The 21,341-nt window shown below is 66.3% G+C and carries 18 protein-coding genes and 1 pseudogene; 5 read left to right on the forward strand and 14 right to left on the reverse strand.

Features of this window, described 5'->3' with window-relative positions; all coding sequences use genetic code 11:
• Positions 1–509 precede the first annotated feature (509 nt).
• Complete coding sequence (locus PSR88_RS38015) at positions 510–3,485, reverse strand: UPF0182 family protein (RefSeq protein WP_029537953.1); 2,976 nt, start codon at positions 3,483–3,485, stop codon at positions 510–512.
• Between the two features lie 372 nt (positions 3,486–3,857).
• On the opposite strand from PSR88_RS38015, the gene PSR88_RS38020 reads away from it, so the two are divergent.
• On the forward strand, positions 3,858–3,995 hold the full coding sequence (locus PSR88_RS38020) for a hypothetical protein (protein WP_016880520.1): 138 nt from the start codon (positions 3,858–3,860) through the stop codon (positions 3,993–3,995).
• A gap of 154 nt (positions 3,996–4,149) precedes the next feature.
• Here PSR88_RS38020 and PSR88_RS38025 read toward each other — a convergent pair whose 3' ends face one another.
• Positions 4,150–4,410, reverse strand: a complete 261-nt coding sequence (locus PSR88_RS38025) for a Txe/YoeB family addiction module toxin (RefSeq protein WP_016880521.1) — start codon at positions 4,408–4,410, stop codon at positions 4,150–4,152.
• A complete protein-coding gene (locus tag PSR88_RS38030) occupies positions 4,407–4,658 on the reverse strand; it encodes a type II toxin-antitoxin system Phd/YefM family antitoxin (protein WP_005569061.1) in 252 nt (83 codons plus the stop codon). The genes PSR88_RS38025 and PSR88_RS38030 overlap by 4 nt, the downstream gene beginning before the upstream one ends.
• A gap of 78 nt (positions 4,659–4,736) precedes the next feature.
• On the opposite strand from PSR88_RS38030, the gene PSR88_RS38035 reads away from it, so the two are divergent.
• Positions 4,737–5,117, forward strand: coding sequence for a hypothetical protein (locus PSR88_RS38035; RefSeq protein WP_007299763.1), 381 nt, complete (start codon positions 4,737–4,739; stop codon positions 5,115–5,117).
• A gap of 54 nt (positions 5,118–5,171) precedes the next feature.
• Here the strand turns inward: PSR88_RS38035 and PSR88_RS38040 are convergent, their stop codons facing one another.
• From PSR88_RS38040 to PSR88_RS38050, 3 genes and pseudogenes are all read right to left on the reverse strand, one after another.
• Positions 5,172–6,746: an MFS transporter gene (locus PSR88_RS38040; RefSeq protein WP_016880522.1), complete on the reverse strand. Its 1,575-nt coding sequence runs from the start codon at positions 6,744–6,746 to the stop codon at positions 5,172–5,174.
• On the reverse strand, positions 6,743–7,456 hold the full coding sequence (locus tag PSR88_RS38045) for an LppX_LprAFG lipoprotein (protein ID WP_016880523.1): 714 nt from the start codon (positions 7,454–7,456) through the stop codon (positions 6,743–6,745). Before PSR88_RS38045 ends, PSR88_RS38040 begins: the two co-directional genes overlap by 4 nt.
• A gap of 284 nt (positions 7,457–7,740) precedes the next feature.
• Positions 7,741–8,175 (reverse strand): annotated as a pseudogene (locus PSR88_RS38050) (hypothetical protein); the annotation flags it as partial.
• Positions 8,176–8,730: 555 nt separating this feature from the next.
• On the opposite strand from PSR88_RS38050, the gene PSR88_RS38055 reads away from it, so the two are divergent.
• Complete coding sequence (locus PSR88_RS38055) at positions 8,731–9,225, forward strand: SRPBCC family protein (RefSeq protein WP_007299760.1); 495 nt, start codon at positions 8,731–8,733, stop codon at positions 9,223–9,225.
• Positions 9,226–9,717: 492 nt separating this feature from the next.
• The gene (locus PSR88_RS38060) at positions 9,718–11,211 is read left to right on the forward strand and encodes a wax ester/triacylglycerol synthase family O-acyltransferase (protein WP_342338972.1); all 1,494 of its coding nucleotides are present in this window, start codon (positions 9,718–9,720) and stop codon (positions 11,209–11,211) included.
• Between the two features lie 56 nt (positions 11,212–11,267).
• Here the strand turns inward: PSR88_RS38060 and PSR88_RS38065 are convergent, their stop codons facing one another.
• A complete protein-coding gene (locus PSR88_RS38065) occupies positions 11,268–12,548 on the reverse strand; it encodes a GNAT family N-acetyltransferase (protein ID WP_016880525.1) in 1,281 nt (426 codons plus the stop codon).
• On the reverse strand, positions 12,549–13,772 hold the full coding sequence (locus PSR88_RS38070; RefSeq protein ID WP_237723832.1) for an ATP-grasp domain-containing protein: 1,224 nt from the start codon (positions 13,770–13,772) through the stop codon (positions 12,549–12,551).
• 58 nt (positions 13,773–13,830) lie between these two features.
• Between PSR88_RS38070 and PSR88_RS38075 the strand changes: the two genes are divergently transcribed.
• The gene (locus tag PSR88_RS38075; protein ID WP_081437563.1) at positions 13,831–14,523 is read left to right on the forward strand and encodes a thioesterase II family protein; all 693 of its coding nucleotides are present in this window, start codon (positions 13,831–13,833) and stop codon (positions 14,521–14,523) included.
• On the opposite strand, the gene PSR88_RS38080 is transcribed toward PSR88_RS38075, so the two are convergent.
• Genes PSR88_RS38080 through PSR88_RS38105 form a run of 6 tightly spaced genes read right to left on the reverse strand, consistent with a single transcriptional unit; the run spans position 14,461 to position 21,237 of the window.
• On the reverse strand, positions 14,461–15,681 hold the full coding sequence (locus tag PSR88_RS38080; RefSeq protein WP_007299755.1) for a saccharopine dehydrogenase family protein: 1,221 nt from the start codon (positions 15,679–15,681) through the stop codon (positions 14,461–14,463). The genes PSR88_RS38075 and PSR88_RS38080 overlap by 63 nt on opposite strands.
• On the reverse strand, positions 15,678–17,153 hold the full coding sequence (locus tag PSR88_RS38085) for a class I tRNA ligase family protein (RefSeq protein WP_016880527.1): 1,476 nt from the start codon (positions 17,151–17,153) through the stop codon (positions 15,678–15,680). Before PSR88_RS38085 ends, PSR88_RS38080 begins: the two co-directional genes overlap by 4 nt.
• Complete coding sequence (locus PSR88_RS38090; protein ID WP_029537962.1) at positions 17,150–18,493, reverse strand: lysine N(6)-hydroxylase/L-ornithine N(5)-oxygenase family protein; 1,344 nt, start codon at positions 18,491–18,493, stop codon at positions 17,150–17,152. The genes PSR88_RS38085 and PSR88_RS38090 overlap by 4 nt, the downstream gene beginning before the upstream one ends.
• Positions 18,477–19,577 carry a MupA/Atu3671 family FMN-dependent luciferase-like monooxygenase gene (locus PSR88_RS38095; protein ID WP_029537965.1) on the reverse strand — a complete coding sequence of 367 codons (1,101 nt, stop codon included), beginning with the start codon at positions 19,575–19,577 and terminating at the stop codon, positions 18,477–18,479. The genes PSR88_RS38090 and PSR88_RS38095 overlap by 17 nt, the downstream gene beginning before the upstream one ends.
• Positions 19,574–19,942, reverse strand: a complete 369-nt coding sequence (locus tag PSR88_RS38100; protein ID WP_007299751.1) for a cupin domain-containing protein — start codon at positions 19,940–19,942, stop codon at positions 19,574–19,576. The genes PSR88_RS38095 and PSR88_RS38100 overlap by 4 nt, the downstream gene beginning before the upstream one ends.
• Complete coding sequence (locus PSR88_RS38105) at positions 19,939–21,237, reverse strand: KamA family radical SAM protein (RefSeq protein WP_237723834.1); 1,299 nt, start codon at positions 21,235–21,237, stop codon at positions 19,939–19,941. The genes PSR88_RS38100 and PSR88_RS38105 overlap by 4 nt, the downstream gene beginning before the upstream one ends.
• Positions 21,238–21,341: the final 104 nt, after the last annotated feature.

Below are 21,341 nucleotides of genomic sequence, written 5' to 3' on the forward strand. Positions count from 1 at the left end.
CGCTCTCGCTGATGCACCGTGCATCACGCTGTGCCGCCATTCGCGAGCACCCAGCCTGTACCGATCCGCTCAGCCCGCTCCATACCTTATCCGACTGACCAGGAGAATCGCTCCTGACGAGGCAGTTCGCATCGAGCGTGGCCCGCGGTTCGGGACTGACCCTCGTACCGGAAGTGAAATCGGGGCTCCGCGCATGCGCCCACTACTCGTGGTCTTGGACGGTGCTGGTCACACCGGGACGTCCTTCTGGCGGATACGGGACACGCGGGCGTAGGCGGCGGGCCGCCGAGTAACGACACAAGGATGGGTCGCTACCCGACGAGCGGGAGCGAAACCAGACCGAGGATCGGCAGAGAGTTCGCCGCCGTCGATCTTGATCAGTTCGTGGGGAGAGACGGCGATGGTGAACGCGTGCGCGGCTGGCGGGTGGTCCTGGCCGGTCTACAGCCCGAATCCGCAATTTTCCATACGGGACAACGTCATTGCGCGGATCGCGTGGAGGGGATGGGTCAGTGCGGGGTGCCGCCCGCGGCCAGGTAGGTGTCGATGGCCTGTTGCAGGCGGTCCAGGGCCGCGCCGTAGGTGGTGAAGTCGCCGGTGTGTTGCGCCTCGCGCAGGTTGGCCAGGGCGTTGTTGAGTTCGAGGACCGCGGCGGTCAGCTGGTCCGATGTCGCCGGCGGCGGGGCGGGCGGGGCGCCCGGTGGGGGCGGCGCCGGCGGTTGCCCGCCGGTAGGTGGTGGTGTGGTGGCGTCGCCGCCGGGTGCGGTGGCAACGGCGCCGGTGCCGGTGCCGAAGACCTGGTCGAGGGCCTCGGCGAGGGTGGGGGCGTACCCGATCCGCACCCCGCCGGTGCCGGGTTCGCGGTAGCTGACCAGGACCCGGGCCAGCTGCGGGAACGTGGAACTGTTGGGCGTGCTGGTCAAACGTTCGGTGAAGACCGGTTCGACATAGAGGATGCCGCCGTCGGCGATCGGCAGGGTCAGCAGGTTGGCGTAGTAGATCCGGTTGGACCGCTCGAGCAGGGTGCGCTCGGAGGCGACGCGGGTGTCGGAGATCATCGAGTTCTGGGTCTGCCGCGGGCCCTGGGTCTGGGTGTCCGTCGGCAACCGCAGAATGTCTATCCTGCCGTAGTTTTCGGGGTCGGAGTGCGCCGAGAGGTAGGCGGAGAGGAATTCGCGGTTGAAGCCGACCATGGCGCTGGTGAGCCGGAAGGACGGGGCCGCGGTGCCGGCGTCGCCGACAAGGACGTAGTACGGCGGCTGCTCCCCGCCGGTGTCGGCGGTCGGATCGCTGGGCACCGACCAGAACGCGTTGGTGGTGAAGAACTCCCGCGGATCATCGACGTGGTACTTCGCCAGCAGGTCCCGCTGCAGGCGGAACAAATCCTCGGGGTAGCGGAAGTGCGCGCGCAGCTCGGTCGGGATCGCCGTCGGCGGCTGCACGGTGCCGGGGAACACCTTCATCCACGCCCCCAGGACGGGGTCGTTCTCGTCGACCTGGTAGAGGGTGACGGTGCCGTCGTAGGCGTCGACGGTCGCCTTCACCGAATTCCTCACATAGGACACCTCCTCGCGGGCCAGGGTTCGGCCGGTGTCGTTCACGACCGGCTCAGCGAGTGAACCGACCTGCGAGTACGGGTAGTGCGCGGCGGTGGTGTAGCCGTCGACAATCCACACGATCCGGCCGCCGACCACCGCCGGATACGGGTTGGAGTCGGTGGTCAGCCACGGGGCGACGTGTTCAACCCGGGCGGCCGGGTCCCGGTTGAAGATGATCTTCGACTCGGACCCGATGGCGCCGGAGAACAAGATGTTTCGCTCGCCGTACCGGGCGGCGAACGCCAACCGGTTGACCCAACTGCCCACCGGCACCCCACCGGTGCCCGTATAGGTGTACTGGGCGGTGTCGGTGTCGTACTCGCGCGGCGGCGCACCCTCCGGGCCGCCGACGATGGCGTAGTCCGGGTCCGCCTGCGCGATCACCTCACCGAAGTAGATGCGCGGTTGCTCGACCGGGATCACCTGGTCGCCGCCCACCTGGGAGGCGATATCGCTGACCGCATAGATCGGATACCCGCTGTCACTGCTCGCGCTCTGCCCGGCGACATCGCGGACGGCGGCGTTGACCCTATTGGCGGGAGCGGCGATGAACCCGTTGCCGTGGGTGTAAACGGTGTGCCGGTTGATCCACTGGGTCTGGTTGCCGCTGAGGCTGTTCGGGGAGAGCTCGCGGGCCGCGACGATGTAGTCGGTGAGTTGTCCGTCGATGGTGTAGCGGTCGATGTTGAGGTGCTCGGGAAAGCCGTAGAAGTTCTTCAGCTGTTGCTGCTGGGTGAAGGTGCGCGAGAGCACGGTCGGGTCCAGCAGGCGGGCGTTGGCGATCGTGGTGACGTCGGCGGGAATGTCCCGGGGCGACCGGGTGCCCACCCCTGGGTAGTCGAGGTAGTCGACCCGGTCCGGGCCGATTCCGTAGGCCTGCCGGGTCGCGGCGATGTTGCGTTCGATGTAGGGACTCTCCCGGTCGGCGGCATTCGGGCGGACCGAGAACTGCTCGATCAGCGCCGGATAGATTCCGCCGACCAGGATCGCCGAGAGCACCAGCAGTGCCGTGGCCATCGCCGGGATCCGCAGGTCCTGCACCGCGATCGCGGCGAAGAACGCCACCGCGCACAGCACCGCGATCGCGACCATGATCAACCGGGCCGGCAGCACCGCGTTGATGTCGGTGTACCCGGCGCCGGTGAAAGTCGGCTCCTTCCGGCCGCTCCACAACAAGGAGTACCGGTCGAGCCAGTAGGACGCCGCCTTCAGCGCGATGAACGTGCCCGCGAACACCGCAAGCTGGATGCGCGCCGGCCGGGACACCTCGATGACGTGGTCCTTGCTCGGTGCCAGCCGGATGCCGCCGAACAGGTAGTGAGTTCCCAGGCCAATCAACAACGCCAGGAACACGGCGATGAACAGCCACGCCAGGATCAGCCGGTAGAACGGCAGATCGAAGACGTAGAAGCCGATGTCGTACCCGAACTCCGCGTCCACGGTGCCAAACGCGCCGCCGTGCAAGAACAGTTGCACCGTCTCCCAACTCGCCTGCGCGTGCAGCCCGAACGGCAGCGCCAGCAGCAATGCGATCCCCACCGTGAACGACCGCGGACGGCGCGACACCACCTCCCGGTACCGCTCGACCGGATCCTTCGCCGTGTTCGCGCCCGAGGCCGCGAACAGTGGGCGGGACCGGTACGCCCACACCACGGCCGCGAAGATCACCGCACCCACCAGCAGCGTCACCGCCGTGAACAGGATCAGGCGGGTGACCAGGACCGTCCCCCACACGCGACGGTAACCAACCTCACCGAACCACAGCCAATCGGTATACCCCACGACCAGACGCGGCCCGATCACCAGCAACGCAATGAGCGCCACCGTCACCATGATCATGACCCGGGCCCGCCGCGGCAGCGCCCGCATCCGGTCGGACGGTTGCATGGCCACCTCCCACGGGTCGGCTCACGAGCAGCCCCGCCGCGGACCACCTCGCCCGATCCAGCGAAGGCGTCCGTATCACCCCATTCTAGGCGGCGCCGGGCTCATCCTGGCCGGCGCGCACTCGGCATCGGATTGGACGAAGTGGACCCGCGAGTGGAGCGCCGCCGGGTTCGAGGGCGCGGCTCGTCGCCGGTTCCTCCTCGGCCGGTGACACATTGCTCTCCGGGGCATCGCGGTGACCGTGATCGGCAGAACCGTGGAAACGACCGTCAAGGGCACCCTGTCACTCGCCGGCCGAAACACGCCGTCCATGCGCATCAGCTGGCTGCAGCGAGAGCGTCGGTGCGGGAAGGCCGTTCGCCGGCTGAGGTGATGGCCCGTGCAGCGATTCGCATGGTGCAGGATTCCCCCAAGGTCGTCGAAGCCGATCGTCAGCAGACGCTGCCGATCGGTTCGACGGGCCAGCAGGCCGCGGTCGGTCAGGCGTCCAGCCCAGCCACCAAGACGTAGACGTTCCCCAACTCGGCGGGTTGGCCACACCTCAACCACCAATCCTGCCTACTACGCGCCCTCCCGAAACGCGGACAGTCGGAGCGTCATGCCCAGTGGACTAGAACCATTCCGCAGTCGTTGTCGACAAGCCCAGCCGCCGTGGTGAGCGCTATCAGTGTCCGAAGTGGTAACGGCAGGCAGCAATGCGGATCTGATCATCGACAATTTTATAAACCAGCCGGTGCTCATCGGTGATACGCCGGAACCAGTAGCCCTGAAAACCGTGCTTGAGGGGCTCGGGCTTGCCGATTCCGTCGTTCCCGTTGCGTTCGACATCCTTGAGTAGTGTGTTCATCCGCTTGACGATCTTCCGATCCTGCGCCTGCCACCAGACGTAGTCCTCCCACGCAGACCCGTCCCAGACAAGTTTCATTCAGCCAGATCCCGGACAGTTCCCCCGCCGGACTCCAACCGATCGATCGACGCCAACAGCCGGCGGGCGTTCTCCGGACTCCTGAGCAAGTATGCCGTTTCCTTCAACGACTCATAGTCGTCGAGCGAAACCATCACCACCGGCTCGTGACCCGCCCGCGTGATGACGATTTCTTCCCGGTCATCGACGACGGCGTTGAGGACCTCGGCGTATCGCGCGCGAGACTCCGAGTAGGTCATGGTTCGCATGAGCACACCTCCAGTCATTACGTACAAGAAATTGTACGCAACCCGACATGCTTCCGCAATCCAAGGGGACGCCCCACCGTGGTGCGAGCTCGAGAACGAAAATTCACCCCGCGGTCCGCATCCCCTCACCGCCCGCCGATCCCCCGCCGCTCCGGCGAGCGACTCATCCGGACCCGGGACCGACCGCGTCCACCAACCGGTGCGGGGCTGCGCAGCGATCCCTGGCCGACGCCCATCCGGATCGAAAAATCCGAGAGTGAGGACCCGCAGCGGGACAAATGGGCGGAGCAGCTGCTGCGCAGCCTGGACGTCGCCCCCGAGGACACTCCCGTCGTGATCTGGCACGGCGAGAAGGTGCTGCGCAATCCGACGAATGCGGAACTCGCCCGCATCGTCGGTCTTCCGGTCCCGGACTCCATCCCGGACGCGGACGCGGCGACCGTGAGCGCCAGGCTGTAGTGAGGACCGAGGACGGAGTGTGCTTGTACTCGGTCAGGTCGCCATTCGACGGGGTCAACTCCGCTTGGTGATGCTGTTCTCGGCGGAGTCCGAAGCCTTGGCTGGGTGGCGGCCGAGGAACAATGCCAGCAGCGCTCCCGCCGCGCACACCACCGACGTGATCAGAAATATCCCGGTGTACTCGGTAACCAGAGCACGGTCGACTGCCCCGGCATACTCGGCCAGCTCCCTCGCCGCCTGCTCGGGAGGTTTGCCGACGGGGAACGGCACCTGCAGGTTCGCAGTCAGGCTGTGGAAGCGGTGCAGCCCCCACGCGGATAACGCGGCAACCCCGACGAGCATCCCGGCCATCCGCGCGACCACCACACCGGCAGAGGCGATCCCGTACTGGATGGGCGACACGGCGCGGAGCACCGCAACGGAGAGCGGCGCGATCACCAGGCCGAGCCCTAGCCCAGCGACGGCCAGGTCGGTGTCCAGCCGGGGCACCACAATCGGCCCGACCTGGTACGGCACGGATAGCACGTCCATCGGCCACCGGGCCATCCGGAAGTAACCCGCCGCGGCCAGCAGCATGCCGACCGCCGCGACCACCCTGTCGCCCAACCGTGCCGCCAGCAGCCCACCGAGCAACGCGCCGACCGGGAGCGCGGCCAGGAACCGCAGCAGCAGTATGACCGCTCCCCGGTCGTCCCGATCGAGCAGCGACTGGGCGAACAGGTCGACGTCCACCAGGGTCACCATCAGCGCGACGCCTGCCGCACCGGATACCCCGAGCGCGGCGAGGAACGCGCCCATCTGCACGTCGACCGGGTCGATCAGCCGGGTCTTGGCACGCAGCTCCCAGCCGACGAAGGCGACGGTCGCGACACCGACCCCGACCAGCATCGGCCCGCCCCACGGTGGCAGCACGGCGGTGCGCGGGTCCGGGTTGTACAGGCCGACGACGGCCAGCCCAAGGGCGACCGCGAGCAGCAGCCCCCCGACCACATCCACCCGGACGGGTTCGTGCGCCGGATCGCGGCGCGACACCGAAACCTGCACCGCGATCATAGCAAGCACGCCGAGCGGTACGTTCATCCAGAACACGCCGCGCCAGCCGGCAATGCCGAACGCGCTTGACCACACGGCAAGACCTGCGATCGCCACTCCGTATAGCGGGCCCAGCACGCTGCCCAGCTCCTGCACGGCACCCACCGCGCCGAGCACGTTCGACCGCTTGTGGGTTGCCCACAGGTCGGCGGCAAGCGCCATGGTCACTGGCAGCAACGCTCCACTTGCGACACCCTGAACGACCCGCCCGGCAACGAGCATGGGCAGGTCGTCGGCGAGCGCGGTGACCACCGAGCCGACCAGGAACCCGGCGAGGCAGCTCTGCAGCACTAGCTTGCGGCCGAACCGGTCCGATGCCTGGCCGAGCAGCGGCATCGCGGCAATGTAGCCGAGCAGGTACCCGGTGACGATCGGGGTCACCCGCTCCAGTCGGTTCACCGGGATCAGCAGATCGTCCATGATCTGCCGGATCATGCTCACCACGACGTAGGTGTCCAGCGCGCCGAGCAGCACGGCGAGCGCCGCGGCGCCGATGGCGACGGTCCTGCTCCGCCCCGGGATCAGCTCGACACTCACGGCGGGGGTGTCACCGTCACGGGCTTGTCCAGCTCGGACACCACCACGTCGACGGTCGGGGCGTCTGCGCCGGCCGGCTTCGGGAACGTGACCAGCGCTCTGATCGGGAGGTGCATGCCGTCCTCGTCAAGCCACACCGTGATGTCCACCTCGGACTCGACCCCGGGAACGATGTTGCCCACCGCGTCCTTGTCCGCCCGTCCGGTGATCTTGTACGCCGGTGTCCCGTCAACCTTTTCCCTCGCCTCGGTCTTCGCATCCGTGATGCTGGTCAGCACCTTCGCGAAGCCCCGGTCCGGGTCGAGAATGGCGGTCGGGTCGTAGTACTCGGAGGTGAGCGATGACGGATACCGCTGAAAGGTGCCGGTTGGGCCCCTCAGGTACAGCGAGTCGTCGACCAGCACGAATTCACCTTCGATCAGCTGGCCGGCCAGGGTCAGCTTCACCGTGCCCTTCGCGCCACCGGCCGGACCGCCCTCCCTGGTCAGATCGCCCTCGGCGGTCTGCACGCTGATGCCGGGAATCGAGCCGTTGACGGTCATCGTGAAGTGTGCGCTCTTGATATCGCGGAGGGCGGACGCCGACTCGGCGAGCAGCCCGGCCGCGTCGGGCAGGTTCGCGCTCCCTCCCGGATTGGTGTCGGTGCTGCAGCCGGCAACTACCGCCACGCTGAACGCGAGGGTCCAGAGGAAGATACGGCGGGTGAGCATGCCCGCATCGTAGGACGCCGGCTCCGAAAACGCCCGGCTTGCGGCCAGAACCGGTGTCGTTGCGGGAACGCCGGGCGGCCACCGAATCACCGGGCACGGCAGGTGCGCCGAAATGGCCGGCGTTGCGCAAGTCCCGGTACGACGCACTTGACGGTCTCGGCGCGGGGCGCGTTCGGTGACCTTGTGGGTTCTGGCGCTTCCACATGCGCGGGTGATCGCAGTTTCCCTTCGCCCCTGCCACAGGAACCGTCTGCTCTCTACCACTGTTTACCGCCCTCTAGCGTCTACGTAAATCTCATACTTTCTGCCACCGGGGTGGCAGGCGGTGAAGATGTACGTGCTTCACGGCTACCCGTAACACCGTGCGGTGCTGCTGGTTCGACCGTGTCCCACACCGACGCTTGTGATGCAGGACGGGTAATTGATCGTGTCACCCCCACCCCGGGGTGTCGCGGTAGGAACACTGCGGCGGACACGGCGATGCCGCGGCCGAGCCGGGTGGGACCGGTCTTGTCCCGGCACTTGCGCACCGGGGCATGCTCGACCCTCCGGATCTCCGGTTTCGTGCCACGGGTGCGGACGGCGGCGCCGCGCCCCAACAATGCACGTTTGGCGAGGTTCACCTCCGCCACATGATCACGATTTCCACCAACCCGGCAGTGCGCACACCACGCATCGTGGTAGCCACCCGGCCGGGTCAGCCGTTCGTTGCAACCCTGAGCCTCCCCCGTTTCTCCGGAGACTTCCGAACCAGGTTTGATCCTGGGTAGATGGAGGAAGGACGTCACTGTGGGAACGAGGAAAGTATCCGCCGGAGCTGCGGGAGCGCGCGGTCCGGTTGTACCGGGAGTCCGATCTCAGCCCCTGGATCCATCTGCATATTGCCTGGCGGTCAGGCCGCGACTCAGGTGGGCCAAGAAACCCACAGTCCTTTATTGCGCTTATAACATACCTTGAGTATGTTTGAGGTTGACAAGTTAGCCCGACGGCGCGGAGCGGTGTTGGGCCGGCCCAGGCCATGAGTCGGCCAAGGATGTGCGAACACCGAACGGTGCCGCCCCGAGCGCCCCCATCGACGACTGAGCAACGGTTTCCAGCGGGCCCACCGATGCGGCGAACAGTCACTGACGTTGGAGGTGCCGATCGGGTAGACCACGGTCCTTGTGGAGCTGTGCCCGGAAGAGGCGTTCAGGAGACAGCCGAACGATCGAACAGTCGATACGCGGGTCACTACGAGCCCCGGTTTCGGTGCAACAACACCGAAAGGCGAACAAATGATGCATACCCACCACAGCGCGATCGCCACCGTGCCCATCGACGTCGCGTTCGACTTCATCGGCAACTACCGCAACGTCCCCACCTGGGTGTTCGGCATCTCGCGATTCGATCCCACGGGCACCCTGGACCACGGCCTCGGCGCCACGTTCGACGCCGCCATGCAGGTCGGCTTCAAAACCCTCCACTCGATCCTCACGATCACTGCCTGGGAAAGAAACCGACTGATCGCCCTCGACTCGATCGAGGGCTTCAAGAACACCTCGACTTGGCGCTTCACCGCCGTCGGGATCACCGAGACCCGACTGACCGTGGACTTCAGCTACCAACTCCCCACCGGGCTGACCGGAAAGGCCCTCGGTCGACTCTTCGAACCCTTCGCCGCCCAAGCCATCGGCTACACCGAATTGAACCTGCGACGCCGGATCGAGGACTTCAATGCCGACATCCGCACGACCCACCCCTGGGACCCGGGAAGCGCCGCGACCGGATGAACGCGCCGCCGACGCACTTCAGCGCACAAACACCCCGCGACCTTGATCAACTGCGGCCCCAGCAGCGCGCCGCCACTGTCCCCACGCCGCGGTGGCGCGCCAGACCTCGACCGCCACGGGGACGCTGAAGCGTAGCCGGCAAATCGAGGCGCGGCCCCAGCGACTTCTCCACGTCGGACCGCTCCGTCCTGCCCGCCGCGCAGGACCCCCGGGTCGCCGGAATCGCGCATCCACGGTGCGATCGCCGAGTTCTCTGGTGTCCGGACACACCGGGATGTCCGCACGAACCTTCGCTGTTGCCCGCGTGCGGCCGCACCGGCGGCGCGATTCGAATCTCGTTGTGCGCCAATTCGAAATTTTCGAGCGAAGCTCAGCGCGGATTCGGTGAACGACTTGCTCGGGCACCACGGGGGGCGCGCCGCGGCGTAGCGTTGGGGTGACGCCTTGTGGGCTCGCCCAGCACGTTGGCTCACCCAATCCAGGTAAAACCTTATGCACCAGCTCAGTTCACTCGATGCGCAGTTCCTCGACGCCGAGACATCCACCACCTGCACCCATGTCGGGATCCTGAGTGTCCTCGGCCCCACCACGCCGGGTGGCGGGCTCACGGTGCAGGCCCTCCGGGCGCTCGCCGATGGCCGATTACACCTGGTGGGGCCACTGCGGTGGCGGCTACAGCAGGTACCTCTCGGGCTCGACCGGCCCTACTGGGTGGACTCCGAGTTCCTCGACCTCGGCTATCACATCCGGGAGGTCACCCTGGCCGGTCCCGGCACCGACGAACAGCTCGCCGAGCAGATTTCCGGTCTCGCGGCACGTCCACTGAGCCGCGACCGGCCCCTGTGGGAGTGCTACCTGGTGAACGGGCTCACCGGTGGCCGGCAGGCGATCTACACCAAGGTGCACCCCGCGGTGATCGACGGCCTGACCGCGGCGCAGGCTCTCGCGGTGCTGATGGATACCACCCCGCAACCCCGCACGGTGCCGCACCGGCTCAGCGACGAGCAGTACCAGGCGGCCGGCGCCCTGGGGATGCTCGGCAACAGTGCCTGGCATCTGGCACTGTTGCCCGCGCGGCTGATGTGGTCCTCGCTCCGGCTGGCACCGCACCTGCCCGAGCTCGCCGACGCCCTCACCCACCCGGGCGCGGACCTGCTGGGCACACTCGCCCGGAGGCTGACCCCGCGCACATGGCGGCGGTCGGCCGACGAGGCGACGGCCGGGGCACCGGCACCCCCCGACACCCCATTCCCCGGCCCCGACACCGCGCGCCGACGGTTCGCGTTCACCTCGCTGCCACTCGGCGAGGTCGATGCGGTCAGGACCGCGCTGGGGTTCACCGTCGACGACGTGGTGACGGCGCTGTGCACCACCGTGCTGCGTCGCTGGCTCATCGACCACGATGCCCCGCCAAACACGGCGCTGGCCGCGGCCATGCCGATCGCGCGGCGCACCGACGCACAGTTCGCGGCCGCCGACCATCGACTCTCCCTCCTGCCCATCGCCCTTCCGATCAACGAAGCCGACCCGGCCCGCCGCCTGCACAAGGTGCACACCTCGCTCACGGCGGCACCCCAACGTTTCCGCGCCGCACCCGCCACCCTCGTCCGCGACGTCGGCGCCGCGCTGCCGCGAGCACTGCGCGGCCCGATCTCACGCACACCGCTGCGGGCACTGACCCTGCCCACGCCACCGGTCAACCTGATCATCTCCCACGCCGCCGGCCCTGCTCGGCCGCTGTACACCGCGGGCATCGAGGTAACCGGGAACTTCCCCGTCTCCGCCGTCAGCGACATGACCGGCGGCATCACCATCGCCGCCATGTCCTACGGCCGGCACCTCGACGTCGGCATCATCACCTGCCGAAACCTCGTCCCCGATGTGTGGGACGTCACCGGCCAACTACACCAGGCCCTCTCCGAACTGACCGCGTGCACCCGCAACGTCCGATACCTGCGCCCCGGCTGTCCCCCGGAGTCGAGGTAACCCCTCACATCATCGGCGCCGCCATTTCCCAACCCGAATTCGTGAAAAGTAGTGTCTCATTCCGCCTTCACGCCTGCAGTGCTCCCGTACTCCAACTCTGCCCCTAGGCTGGCAAGCAACCGTGAAGCTGTTGCGTTCTGGATTGCGATCATTTCGCTCGCGTCTGGCGCAGCGTCGGGCCCGAGGCCGAAGTAGGCCCAGCGCGGCCGCAGCGTGCATCCTCGCCAGGCCTTCGCAGCCGTGGTTCCGAGTCCGTAATGTATTCGACGCACGCCATTGCGCTGGGCCCATTTGATGACGTCGTAGTAGACAACGTTGAAGTAGCAGTAGGCACCTGAAGATGCCTCGTAGTCGAAGCCGGCGGCACGCGTATACAGTACATCGCCGTATCGGAAGGCCATCAGGTATCCGAGGATCTGTTCGGTCCCGCGGGCGCTGAACACGACAAGCCTCTCGCCTAGGGTGTCGCGGAGGGTGTCGAATTCCTTACGCGCCCACGTTCGTCCGGCCGTGTGACCATATTTTTCCCGCAAGGCCGACCGCAATCGGACATGGTCGTCGGTGAGCGCCCCTGAGCCGTAGTCGACTTCGGTTCGGGCACCGAACTCGGCGTATGCTCGGATTTCGCGACGGATGGTCCTCCGCCGCGAACTGGGCAGCATCGAGAGGTAGTCATCGAAGTGCCCGTCTGGCACGTCGAGGACGCCTTCACCGCCGAACACCGAACGGCAAAGGCCGGCGGCGCTGGCGTCCGACGCCAAAGCCGCGTCCTCCTCCGGATCGAGATACAGCAGTGCATGACTTCGGCAGCCGAGGATTTCGGCGACGACCTCTGTCAGTCTGGCCAGCGCCGGGACGATGCTTGAAACGGGGAGCGTCGTGCGATCGGGTGCGAAGGGTCGCAGTCCGAGGTTCGATCCGAATGTGCCGACCGTCAGCGACGGGTAGAGGGCCGGCCGCGCCGCATCGACCCCAGCGGTCAACCAGGGCAGCGCTTCCTGTTCGTCGGGCGCGAGATGGGAGGCCGAGCCGATCGCGGACAGGTCACCGATGATCCGCGGACCGTTGTAGAACAGCAGACCTCGGGTGTCCCGAATGATCAACGCCGGTGCTACGGCGACCGGTCGGTTGTCCGCGCCGTCGATGACCAGGTACAGCGATTCGTGGTCGGGATCGGCCTCCACAAAGCGCCACCATTCAGGCGAGGTCCACGCCGCCTCCCCGTTCAGCGCTGCCAAACCCTCCTGCACGAGTAGGTCGACCGTGGCGACTACCCGCCCGGTCAAGCCGGCACCGAGCTCGATCCGCTCGACCGGCGGTAATCCGTTGGCGCGCATCTAGGTCTCCACTCGCGGCCGGGACAGCGCCACTGCGCGCCGTAGAACGTCGCGGACATCGTCGTAGCTGACGGATCGGGCGATCGCGTAACCGAGTACGGCGCTCAATGTGTCGCCGGGCGGGAGCATGATGTTCCCACCGATTTCACGCTCGAAGACGAAGTGCTCGATTCCAAACAGGTCGAGAACATCGGCCAGACCGTCGAAGCCCGCGAATCGGCCCCGTGCCGGGCTGAGTACGCCGCGGCTGCCCGCGTACCGATTCCGCGTCGGAATCATGTCAGGCTGTTGCCCGGTTGCCACTCGAACGAGGTTTTCGTGGAAGGAAATTCCGGTGGCGAACGGAATCAGGTGGGAGGTGATGTAACCACCGGCCGGCCGGGCGGCGACCTCGAGCAGCTTGGCACTCCCGTCGGGAAGGACGCGACATTCGAGATGGAACGCGCACCAGTTCAGGCCGATCGCCTTGACCACGGCCTCGGTGAGTTCGTGCACGCTGCGCTGCACGGCTGCCGGCAGAGCGGTGGGGTGCACCTGTTCGTACTCGACGTAGTACGGCTCGGTCACCCATTTGTCCGTGATCCCAGCGATGTGCACTTTCCCGTCACTGACCAGGCCCTCGACACTGTGCTCGGTGCCGCCCAACCGCTCCTCGTAGACGAATTCGCCGTCGTAGTCGGCAAACAACGGAGAAATGTCCGTGCTGGTCAGCCGGGAGGCGTGCGCGTACAACGCGGCGAGGTCGGCGCCGTCCTCGACGTGCAGTATGGACCTGCTGCCACTGCCACCCGCCGGCTTGAGCACCGCAGGTGTGCCGATCTCCTCGTAAGCCAACTGCAGGTCCGACAGGGAACAAACATGTCTGAACCGTGGAATGAACTGCGGCTGATCGGCCATCGCGGACCTCATCGAGTGTTTGTTGCGAGCCCGGTGCGCTGCCTCGGTGCCAGGACCCGGCCATCCGCATCGCTCTGCCAACGCGGCGGCCAGCTCGACACCGATGTCCGTCCAGGACACGACGCCCTCTGCCCCGCTGCGGCTCGCGAGTGCCATGGCTGCCCGCAGGGCGGCTGGGCGGTCGAAGATGTCGACGATTTCGACATCGTCGACCAGGTTCTTGCACATCGACGGAACCGACCCCGTGACCAGGGCAACTCGATACCCGGCAGCGTGTGCGGAGAGCAATGCCGCCTGCACTTCCAGAGGGACTCGCCGAGTGCCCATGAAGACGATCGTTCGACGTACCATATTGCTAGTCCCCTTGTCGTTGTTCGGAGTGTGCATGGCAGTGGTGGTGTGCGTGCCGCCATCCGGTGCCGGCCGGTCGTTCTTTCGCCGGTGGCCGCGCGCTGTGGACGGGGCGCGCGTGGTGCCGTTGTCGCGGCCGGGTCATGAGGAGCGCATGAACGAACCGCTTGCGACGTCGCTCACCGCGGCCGCGGCGGACGTGGCAGGCAGGATTCTCGCCCTCGAGCAACCCCAGGTCGTCCTTTTCGGTCACAGCATCGGGGCGACGGTGGCGTTCGAGGCCGCCCGACTGCTCGCCGACGACGCGGTCGACGTCGAGTTGGTGGTGTCCGCCCGGCAGGCTCCGCAGTGCGCTGGAATTGCAGGAGAACTCACCCACCAGACCGATGCAGAATTGCTGGCCACGGTCCAGTCGTGGGGCGCGCACGCACTCGACCGTTCGGTTCAGGACATGCTGATTCCGTTGCTGCGCGCCGATTTCGAGCTCAGCGCACGCTACTCGTGGGATGGTGTCCGGGTGTCCGCACCGGTCACAGCGCTGAGCTACATCGACGATGTAGTGGTCGATGCCGCCGCAGTTCGTCGGTGGTCGGCGGCCACCTCGGCCTCTCATACCCATCTCATCCTGCCGGGCGGCCACTTCGCGGCAAGCGATCCGACGGATTCACTCATCGCGGTCCTCCGTGACGCCGTGTCCCGGCTGCGATCGCGTCAGCCACGCGTCTGAGTGTTCTGTCACCGATATCCCCGTCGCGAGGAAACGCTCGAGAAGTGCATCCGCCTTCCCGTCGGCCAGAACTTCGTGGGCGTAGTGAACACCGGCTCCCAGGCCGCATGCTGCCCGAATGGCAGCGGCGTGCACCGCCCCGGTCAGTCGTCCCATACCGGTGACGCCGGTGACGGGGTCGGTCTCGGCGATAGTCACGGTCGACCTGTTCGAGGGCGTTCCACCCGAAGTACCGCTCGACTGGACGGCCAGCACGGTGACGTCGGTGTCCCCGTGCTGAGCGGAAATGTGCGGAGCGAGTACGGCGTCGAGCAGCGCACGGGGACGGACCGGGCCGTCGACGGTCTGGACCGGCAGCTCCCCCAGCAGGCCAATCTCTGCGAGTAGCCGGACACGATCGGCATATCCCCGCCACCGCAGCGTTTTGGCCGTGTAGTCGGCCAGCGAGCCGAGCACGGCATCGGCGCCGACGTAGGGCGCCAGACCGTCGTGGAAAGCTTCCAGCGAGCCGAGGCCGGGGACGTCGACCATTTCGACTCCACTGAATCGTTCGACCTGGCGGAGCACACCGCCGCGAAGCCGGTAGGTCGGTCGCGCGTCGATCGTCATGCGCGTGCCGTACCAGGACACGTGATGCATCGGCGGTCGCGGTGACCGTGGGACCCCGCCACAGTATGAGTGCACGGTTCCGCCCACATCGAGGTCACGTGCCAATCGCCGCGCCAGGATTTCGGTCAAACCGGGCTCGAGACCGGCGCCGACAACGATCGAAGCACCGGATACCGATGCGCGACTAGCCAGTTCTGTTCGTGGATCTGCTGGTGGGCGACCGATACCCACCAGACGAAGTCCGTGCTCCAGCGTAAGATCGAGCGCCGGTGCGGCGTCGACCCACGACAGGGCGGTGGCCAACACCGTTTGCTCGGCGAGTAGTTGCCGGGTGCGATGGTGTGCCGCGTCGCCGTGGTGCGCTTCGACCGCAACGCCGGCCGATGCCGGTAGGGCCGCTGCGAGCGCATGGAGCCGTCTCGCGTCGCGGTCGACCAGAGTCAGCTGCAGCGGCGCCCCATGGTGGGGCCAGGAAAGCACCAACTCGCGGGCGGTGGCGGCGCCCATCGGACCACAGCCGATCAGCGCGCACCTGACGGGATCGCTCATCCTCGGCCTCCACTCGTGCGCTGTGCGGCACCATCGAAACGTGTTCGCGGCACCGCGAAGGCGCTGGCCAAGCGGGCCGCGGTGTCCGGGACAAGCACTGCCCCATTGACGAGGACGTTCAGGACCGCGTCCCGGAACCTGTCACCGTGGGATGCTCCGGCCAACCCGGTCAGGGTGAGCACCGCCCGCGCCGCGTTCTGGCAGGACAAGCGCTCGGGCTGCAGCGCATCAGCAAGTTCGGAGGTGGCGTGCTCGAGCTCGATGCAGGGATCTCTGGAAGAGTCCTCCTCCGCGCGTGGAATCTCGCCGGTATCCGCCCACTCTCGCAGCCGACGTACCGCGGAGACCTCTGCCGACCCCTCGAATGCCGATCGGGTGAAGTTGGTCGGCGAACGCTCGGGCCGGTTCGCAGCGAGGTACAGGCGGGCCGCATCCGCGCCCGCCACTCCGACAAGTTCTGCGACGCCGACGGTGTGGCGGCGGGACGTGGAGAATTTGGCCCCGTCGAGCATGTAGAAGTAGGTCAAGTGCATGACGTCCGGAAAGGGAGCGTGTGTTTCGGTCAGCCCGCGCAGTACTGCGGGGAAAAGGAATACTCGCTCGAACGCGTTGTCGACACCGAACACCATGCTGGTCCTGGTGCGTGCGGGTTCGTAGACACTGCCAGCGCTGTGTCGCGCGGTCATGACGACATAGCGGGGTGCCAACTCGAATGCCGGGTAGATGGTCTGACCTGGCAACTCCTCGTCCAAGGCCGGGATCCCCGGTCCGCCGAGGACCGTGACGGCAACGGACGGCAGCGCCTCCGACATCACGGACTCGGCGTATTCGCGGACCGGGTCGCCGAGTGTGATGCTGCCCAGGTATTGCTCGAACCAGGCACGCTGTGGTTCCAGCTCGAGGAACGCACGGCGCAGGGACCGAAGTTCTGTCGGCTCGTGGCACACGGTGCACACGGCGTCGAGCAGTTCGGCGTCGTCGTGGTACAGACCGCACTGTTCACAGTCGATGCCGTACGCGTCAGACGACCCGCAACGCGGGCAGCGACCGGCAACGAGTCCCTGGAAGCGCCACGCTCGGCATGGCGAGCAGTAGTGTGCGACGGAATCCCGCACCGCGATCATGCCGAGCTCACGTAGCGTCGACCATGCGCGCCGGGTCATCTGTTCGATCGACGGCATGTCCTCGTGTCGAAGCATCACGTCGTACCCGATATCTGCTGCGGCGAAGGACTCCTCGATCTGGGCGGCGAACTCGCTCGCGACGGCAAGGACGTCACGACCCTGCCGGCGGGCGGCCAACAGCACATGCGTTTGCTGCCAGGCGGTGCCGAGCAGGACAGCGGCGTCTTCACCCCGGGCGATGGCCGCACGCCGTAGTGCGTCCGCACCGATGTACGGTCCAGCGATGTGCCCGATGTGCAGGTCCCCGTTCGGCGTGGGATTGCTCGGCACGATGAGGTGCTGGGTCATTGTCGGCTACTTTCCGTGAGCAGGTCGACGCCGGAATCCACCGGCGGATGGGTGGCAGCACGATCCGCGACGTCCCACGAACACGTCGAGCTACGCAGGTCGGGATATAACGGGGTCTCGGTGATCGTGTTCAAGACGGTGGCCGCACGCCACGAGGCGAGACTGAGATTGGGATCCGCGATGCCGTGACTGAGCTTTCCGGCGTTGAGGAAGAACATCTTGTTTCCGGCTGGGCCCGCCCATGAAACCGAGTAGTCGGCTGCAAGCTGGGGCAGGCCGCAATTGGTACGCGCGATGCGACCCCCGAGGGTATGGAGGAACTCGGGAAGGGGGAAATGGTATCCGGTGGCGAGGACCACGATGTCGGCACCGACCGAATCGATTTCTCCGGTATCGATGTGGGTCAGGGTTGTCCGCCAGCCCTTGCCGCCCGGCCCGCGACAGAGCCCGGTCAGTTCACGACCAGGCAGCAGGGTTGTCCGGATGCGGTCCGAATCGACGAAATCGTTGTGGTACAGCCTGCGGTAGATCGATTCCAGCAGCCCCTTCGAAATGCCGTCGCTGGCGAGCTGCTGGGCGTCGAGCAACTGGCTACGACGGCTCTGCGACAGACCGTGGAAATACCGAACATAGTCCGGATGGAACCACTCGTTGGTGAACGGCGACTCGTCGAGCGGCTGGAACCCGATCCGCCTGCTCGCCCAGGTGAGCGAGCCGACTGCATCCCGGCCCGAACGCTGCAGAAGGTGTTCCACTACCTCGGCGCCGCTCTGCCCACCCCCGACTACCACGACGTCGCGGCCGGCGAGTGAATCGGTGTGGTAGCCGAAGTCAGATGAGTGGAACACATCCTCACCGAGCGTGCCTGTGGCGAGCTCCGGCACGTACGGTCGCGGGCCGACCCCGATCGACAGGTGTTGTGTCGCATACGTACCTCGGGTGGATTCCACCCTGAACGCCTGCCCGTCGAATGTCACTTCCTCGACCGCACACCCGAACTGCACCTCATCCAACTGGTCGCTGACCCAGCGCAGGTAGCTCTCGTATTCTCGGCGAGCGATCAGCGGGGTATGCAAACTGGCGAAGCGGTGGAGCCGCCCCGTGCGCGCGAGGAAGTTCAGGAAGGTGTACCGGCTCGTCGGATCGACCAAGGTCACGAGGTCTTTCAGGTGCGAAACCTGCAGCACCGCGGCGGACAGCATCAGCCCGGGGTACCAACGTTGTGTCGGTTGCCGGTCCAAGAACTTGCACCGCAGCCGACCGACCGGCGCGGAAAGCGCTGCGACGCTGAGATTGGACGGACCTGCACCAATACCAACCAGATCAAGGTGTTCCAACATTGACAGCTCCCTCGACTTCGGGGTGGAGAAGCGGTGCGAGACGATTCAGGCCGTCCAGAACGAGCTGCCTCGAAGGACCGAAGTCGATGAGGCACGCAACCTCGTCCACTCCGGCGGCGGCGACCGCCTCGAGCATCGCCAGACACTTGGGCACGGCGCCCAGCAAGCTGGCATCGTCGAAGAAGCGGCGCGTGCGTTCGTCGAGCAATTCCTCCACAACCGCCTCGGACAACGCGGGCACCGCAATTCGTCTGCCGCCGCTCACCCGGCCACCACCAGCTGACGCCCGCAGCTCCAGCTCCAGCGCCGATCGCAGATACGACCGCAACGGTGCGCGAGCTGCCGTCCACGCATGCGCGTCGTCGGCCGTTGCCAGCGTATGCAGCATCAGGGTGACCCGGCCAGAGTCGGGGTCGTGGCCCGCGGTCGCTCGTGCGTCACGGTAGAGTTTGATCTTGCACGCCAGCTCGCCCAGGTCCTGGCCCAAGAGGTGCGTAAGTAGGTTGGTTCCCAATCGCCCTGCCGCAGTGAAGGTGTCGGGATTTCCGGACGCGGTCATCCACAGGGGCAACTCACCGGAAAGCGGTTCCGGTTGGATAGCCACCTCGACCGTTCGGCCCGAACCGTTGCGCCGTGCGACCCGCCTTCCTGCCCACAGCGCGCGAAGCTCATCTATGGAGTCCCGCGAATGGGCCACCCGGGTCTCGTACCGATCAGGCGCCAATACGAAGTCGTTCGTATTCCATCCTGAACCGATCGACAGCCCGATGCGGCCACCACCGGACAGATTGTCCACCACCGACCATTCCTCGGCGATCCTTATCGGATCATGTAACGGCGCAACGACGCTCCCGGCGCGCAAGTGACACCGCTTCGTCGTGCCCGCAAGTGCGGCGGCCAGAACGGACGGATTCGGGAACAGCCCACCGAACACGTCGAAATGACGTTCGGGCAACCAGATCGCCTCGTAGCCGAGACGGTCGGCGACCGCCGCGGCGTCGTGAACCAGGCGGTAGCGGTCAGTGCGGTCCGCCGGCACCGAACCGGAGAAGAACATCACGCTCAAGCTCGGCCTGGCGTTCACGGACGCCACCAGATCGACACGATCTCGACCGGAGAGTCGCCGTCGTTGTGCAGTTGGTGGCGTCGATAGCTCTCGTAGTACAGCGTGTCGCCGGCCCGCACCCTCGACCGGACTCCGTCCAGGGTCAGAATCCCCGATCCGGACTGGACGAGCCAGATCTCGCGCACCTCATGGTGATCCTCGGCGGTGGTGACGCCCCCGGGCACACGGATGTGTGCCAGCGTGAACGGCGCCACCGAAACCTCGAGCTTCGGCAGATCGAAGATTCCGAGTTTCGCGCCCGAGGGCCTGTTCTCGAAGTCCAGTTCCGGCAGTCTTCCGTTGACACTGTGAGCGACGCCCTGGGTGACCGAGTCTGTGGTCATCGGCTAACTCCTTCAATGGGTTCGAATTGGATGCGATCGCGAGATGATTCCCACGGCCATGACGTGGACAGAGCAGGGGTCAAATGGTCGATCCAGACTGCGCTGTCGCTGTGCCTGGCGAAGAACAGCGTGCCGGCAAGAGCGTCGTCACGGGCCTGCAGCAGGCGCAGCACGAACAAACGTTCGCCGTTCACGACCGTTTCCCCATCGATAGCGATTTTGCCGGGGGTCGCCGACATGACGGGGCCGCGAGCAGTGCGCGCCAGCCCGGATACCGCACGCTGCGCCTCCTGGTAAATGGTCAGCGCACGGGCCAGCGGAACCTCGAAGAACGAGCTCGCACCGGTATCGCGCTCGACGAAGGTGTAGTACGGCTGGATACCGAGCCGCACCATGTGCCGCCACATGGTTGCCCACGCCTGAGGTGAGTCGTTCACGTGGCGAATGATCGGCGCCTGCGCTCGGACTACGGCCCCCGCGGAACGCAACCTCGCTACTGCGGCCGCTGCCGCCTCGTTCTCGAGCTCGCGTGGGTGCGAGACGTGCAGCATGATCGCGACGCTCTTTCCCGCGGCAGTGCACGCCTCGATCAGCCGCAGCAGCTCGTCGGCGTCAGGCCCGGACGTGACGCGGTACGGCCACTGCACCACAGCCTTGGTGCCGATGCGGATGTTCGTCACGTGCTCCAGATCGGGCGCTAGAAGCGGCGTGACCCACCGGGCCAGGACCGGAGTCGACATGATCAGTGGATCGCCGCCGGTGAGCAGCACGTCGGTGACCTCCCGGTGGCCACGGAGGTAATCGATCATCCGACCTGGACCAGGTGCGGCGAACTTCAGGTCCGCATCACCGACGAATTGTGCCCAACGAAAGCAGTACGAGCAGTACGAGTGACACGTCTGACCCTGGGATGGAAATACCAGAAGCGTTTGTCGGTACTTGTGCTGGAGCCCAGCAACCGGCTCGCCGTCGAGCAGTGGCACATTGTGCTCACGCTGACCGGAGGGATGCGGGTTGAGGTCTTGGCGGCACTTCTGGGCGATTGCTTGCAGCTGCTTCCGGTCGACGCCGTTCGAGAGCGCGTCCGACACCAGATCGTATATGCGTGGAGGCACCATTTCTCGGGCCGGAAAAGTCATCCGAAAGATTGGGTCGTCGGGAGCCGACGACCAATCGATCAACTCATCCAGAACATAGTTGTTGACTCTGAACGGCAATAGGTTTGCGACGACGCGCATTTCGTGCCGTTCCTGCTCCGTGAACTGGTCAAGCTGCGGAAGGTCGGCCAGCTGCACGCCGCGGAAGGTTCGCATTCGGTTCTTCATGTAGCTTGCCCCGATCCATTCGACGCGCCTGCTGGACACATTTCCGAGCAAGATCGCCCGACCAACAGATCGGA

The sequence above is a fragment of the Rhodococcus sp. DK176 genome (genome assembly GCF_038447315.2).
GTDB classification, from domain to species: domain Bacteria; phylum Actinomycetota; class Actinomycetes; order Mycobacteriales; family Mycobacteriaceae; genus Rhodococcus_F; species Rhodococcus_F jostii_A.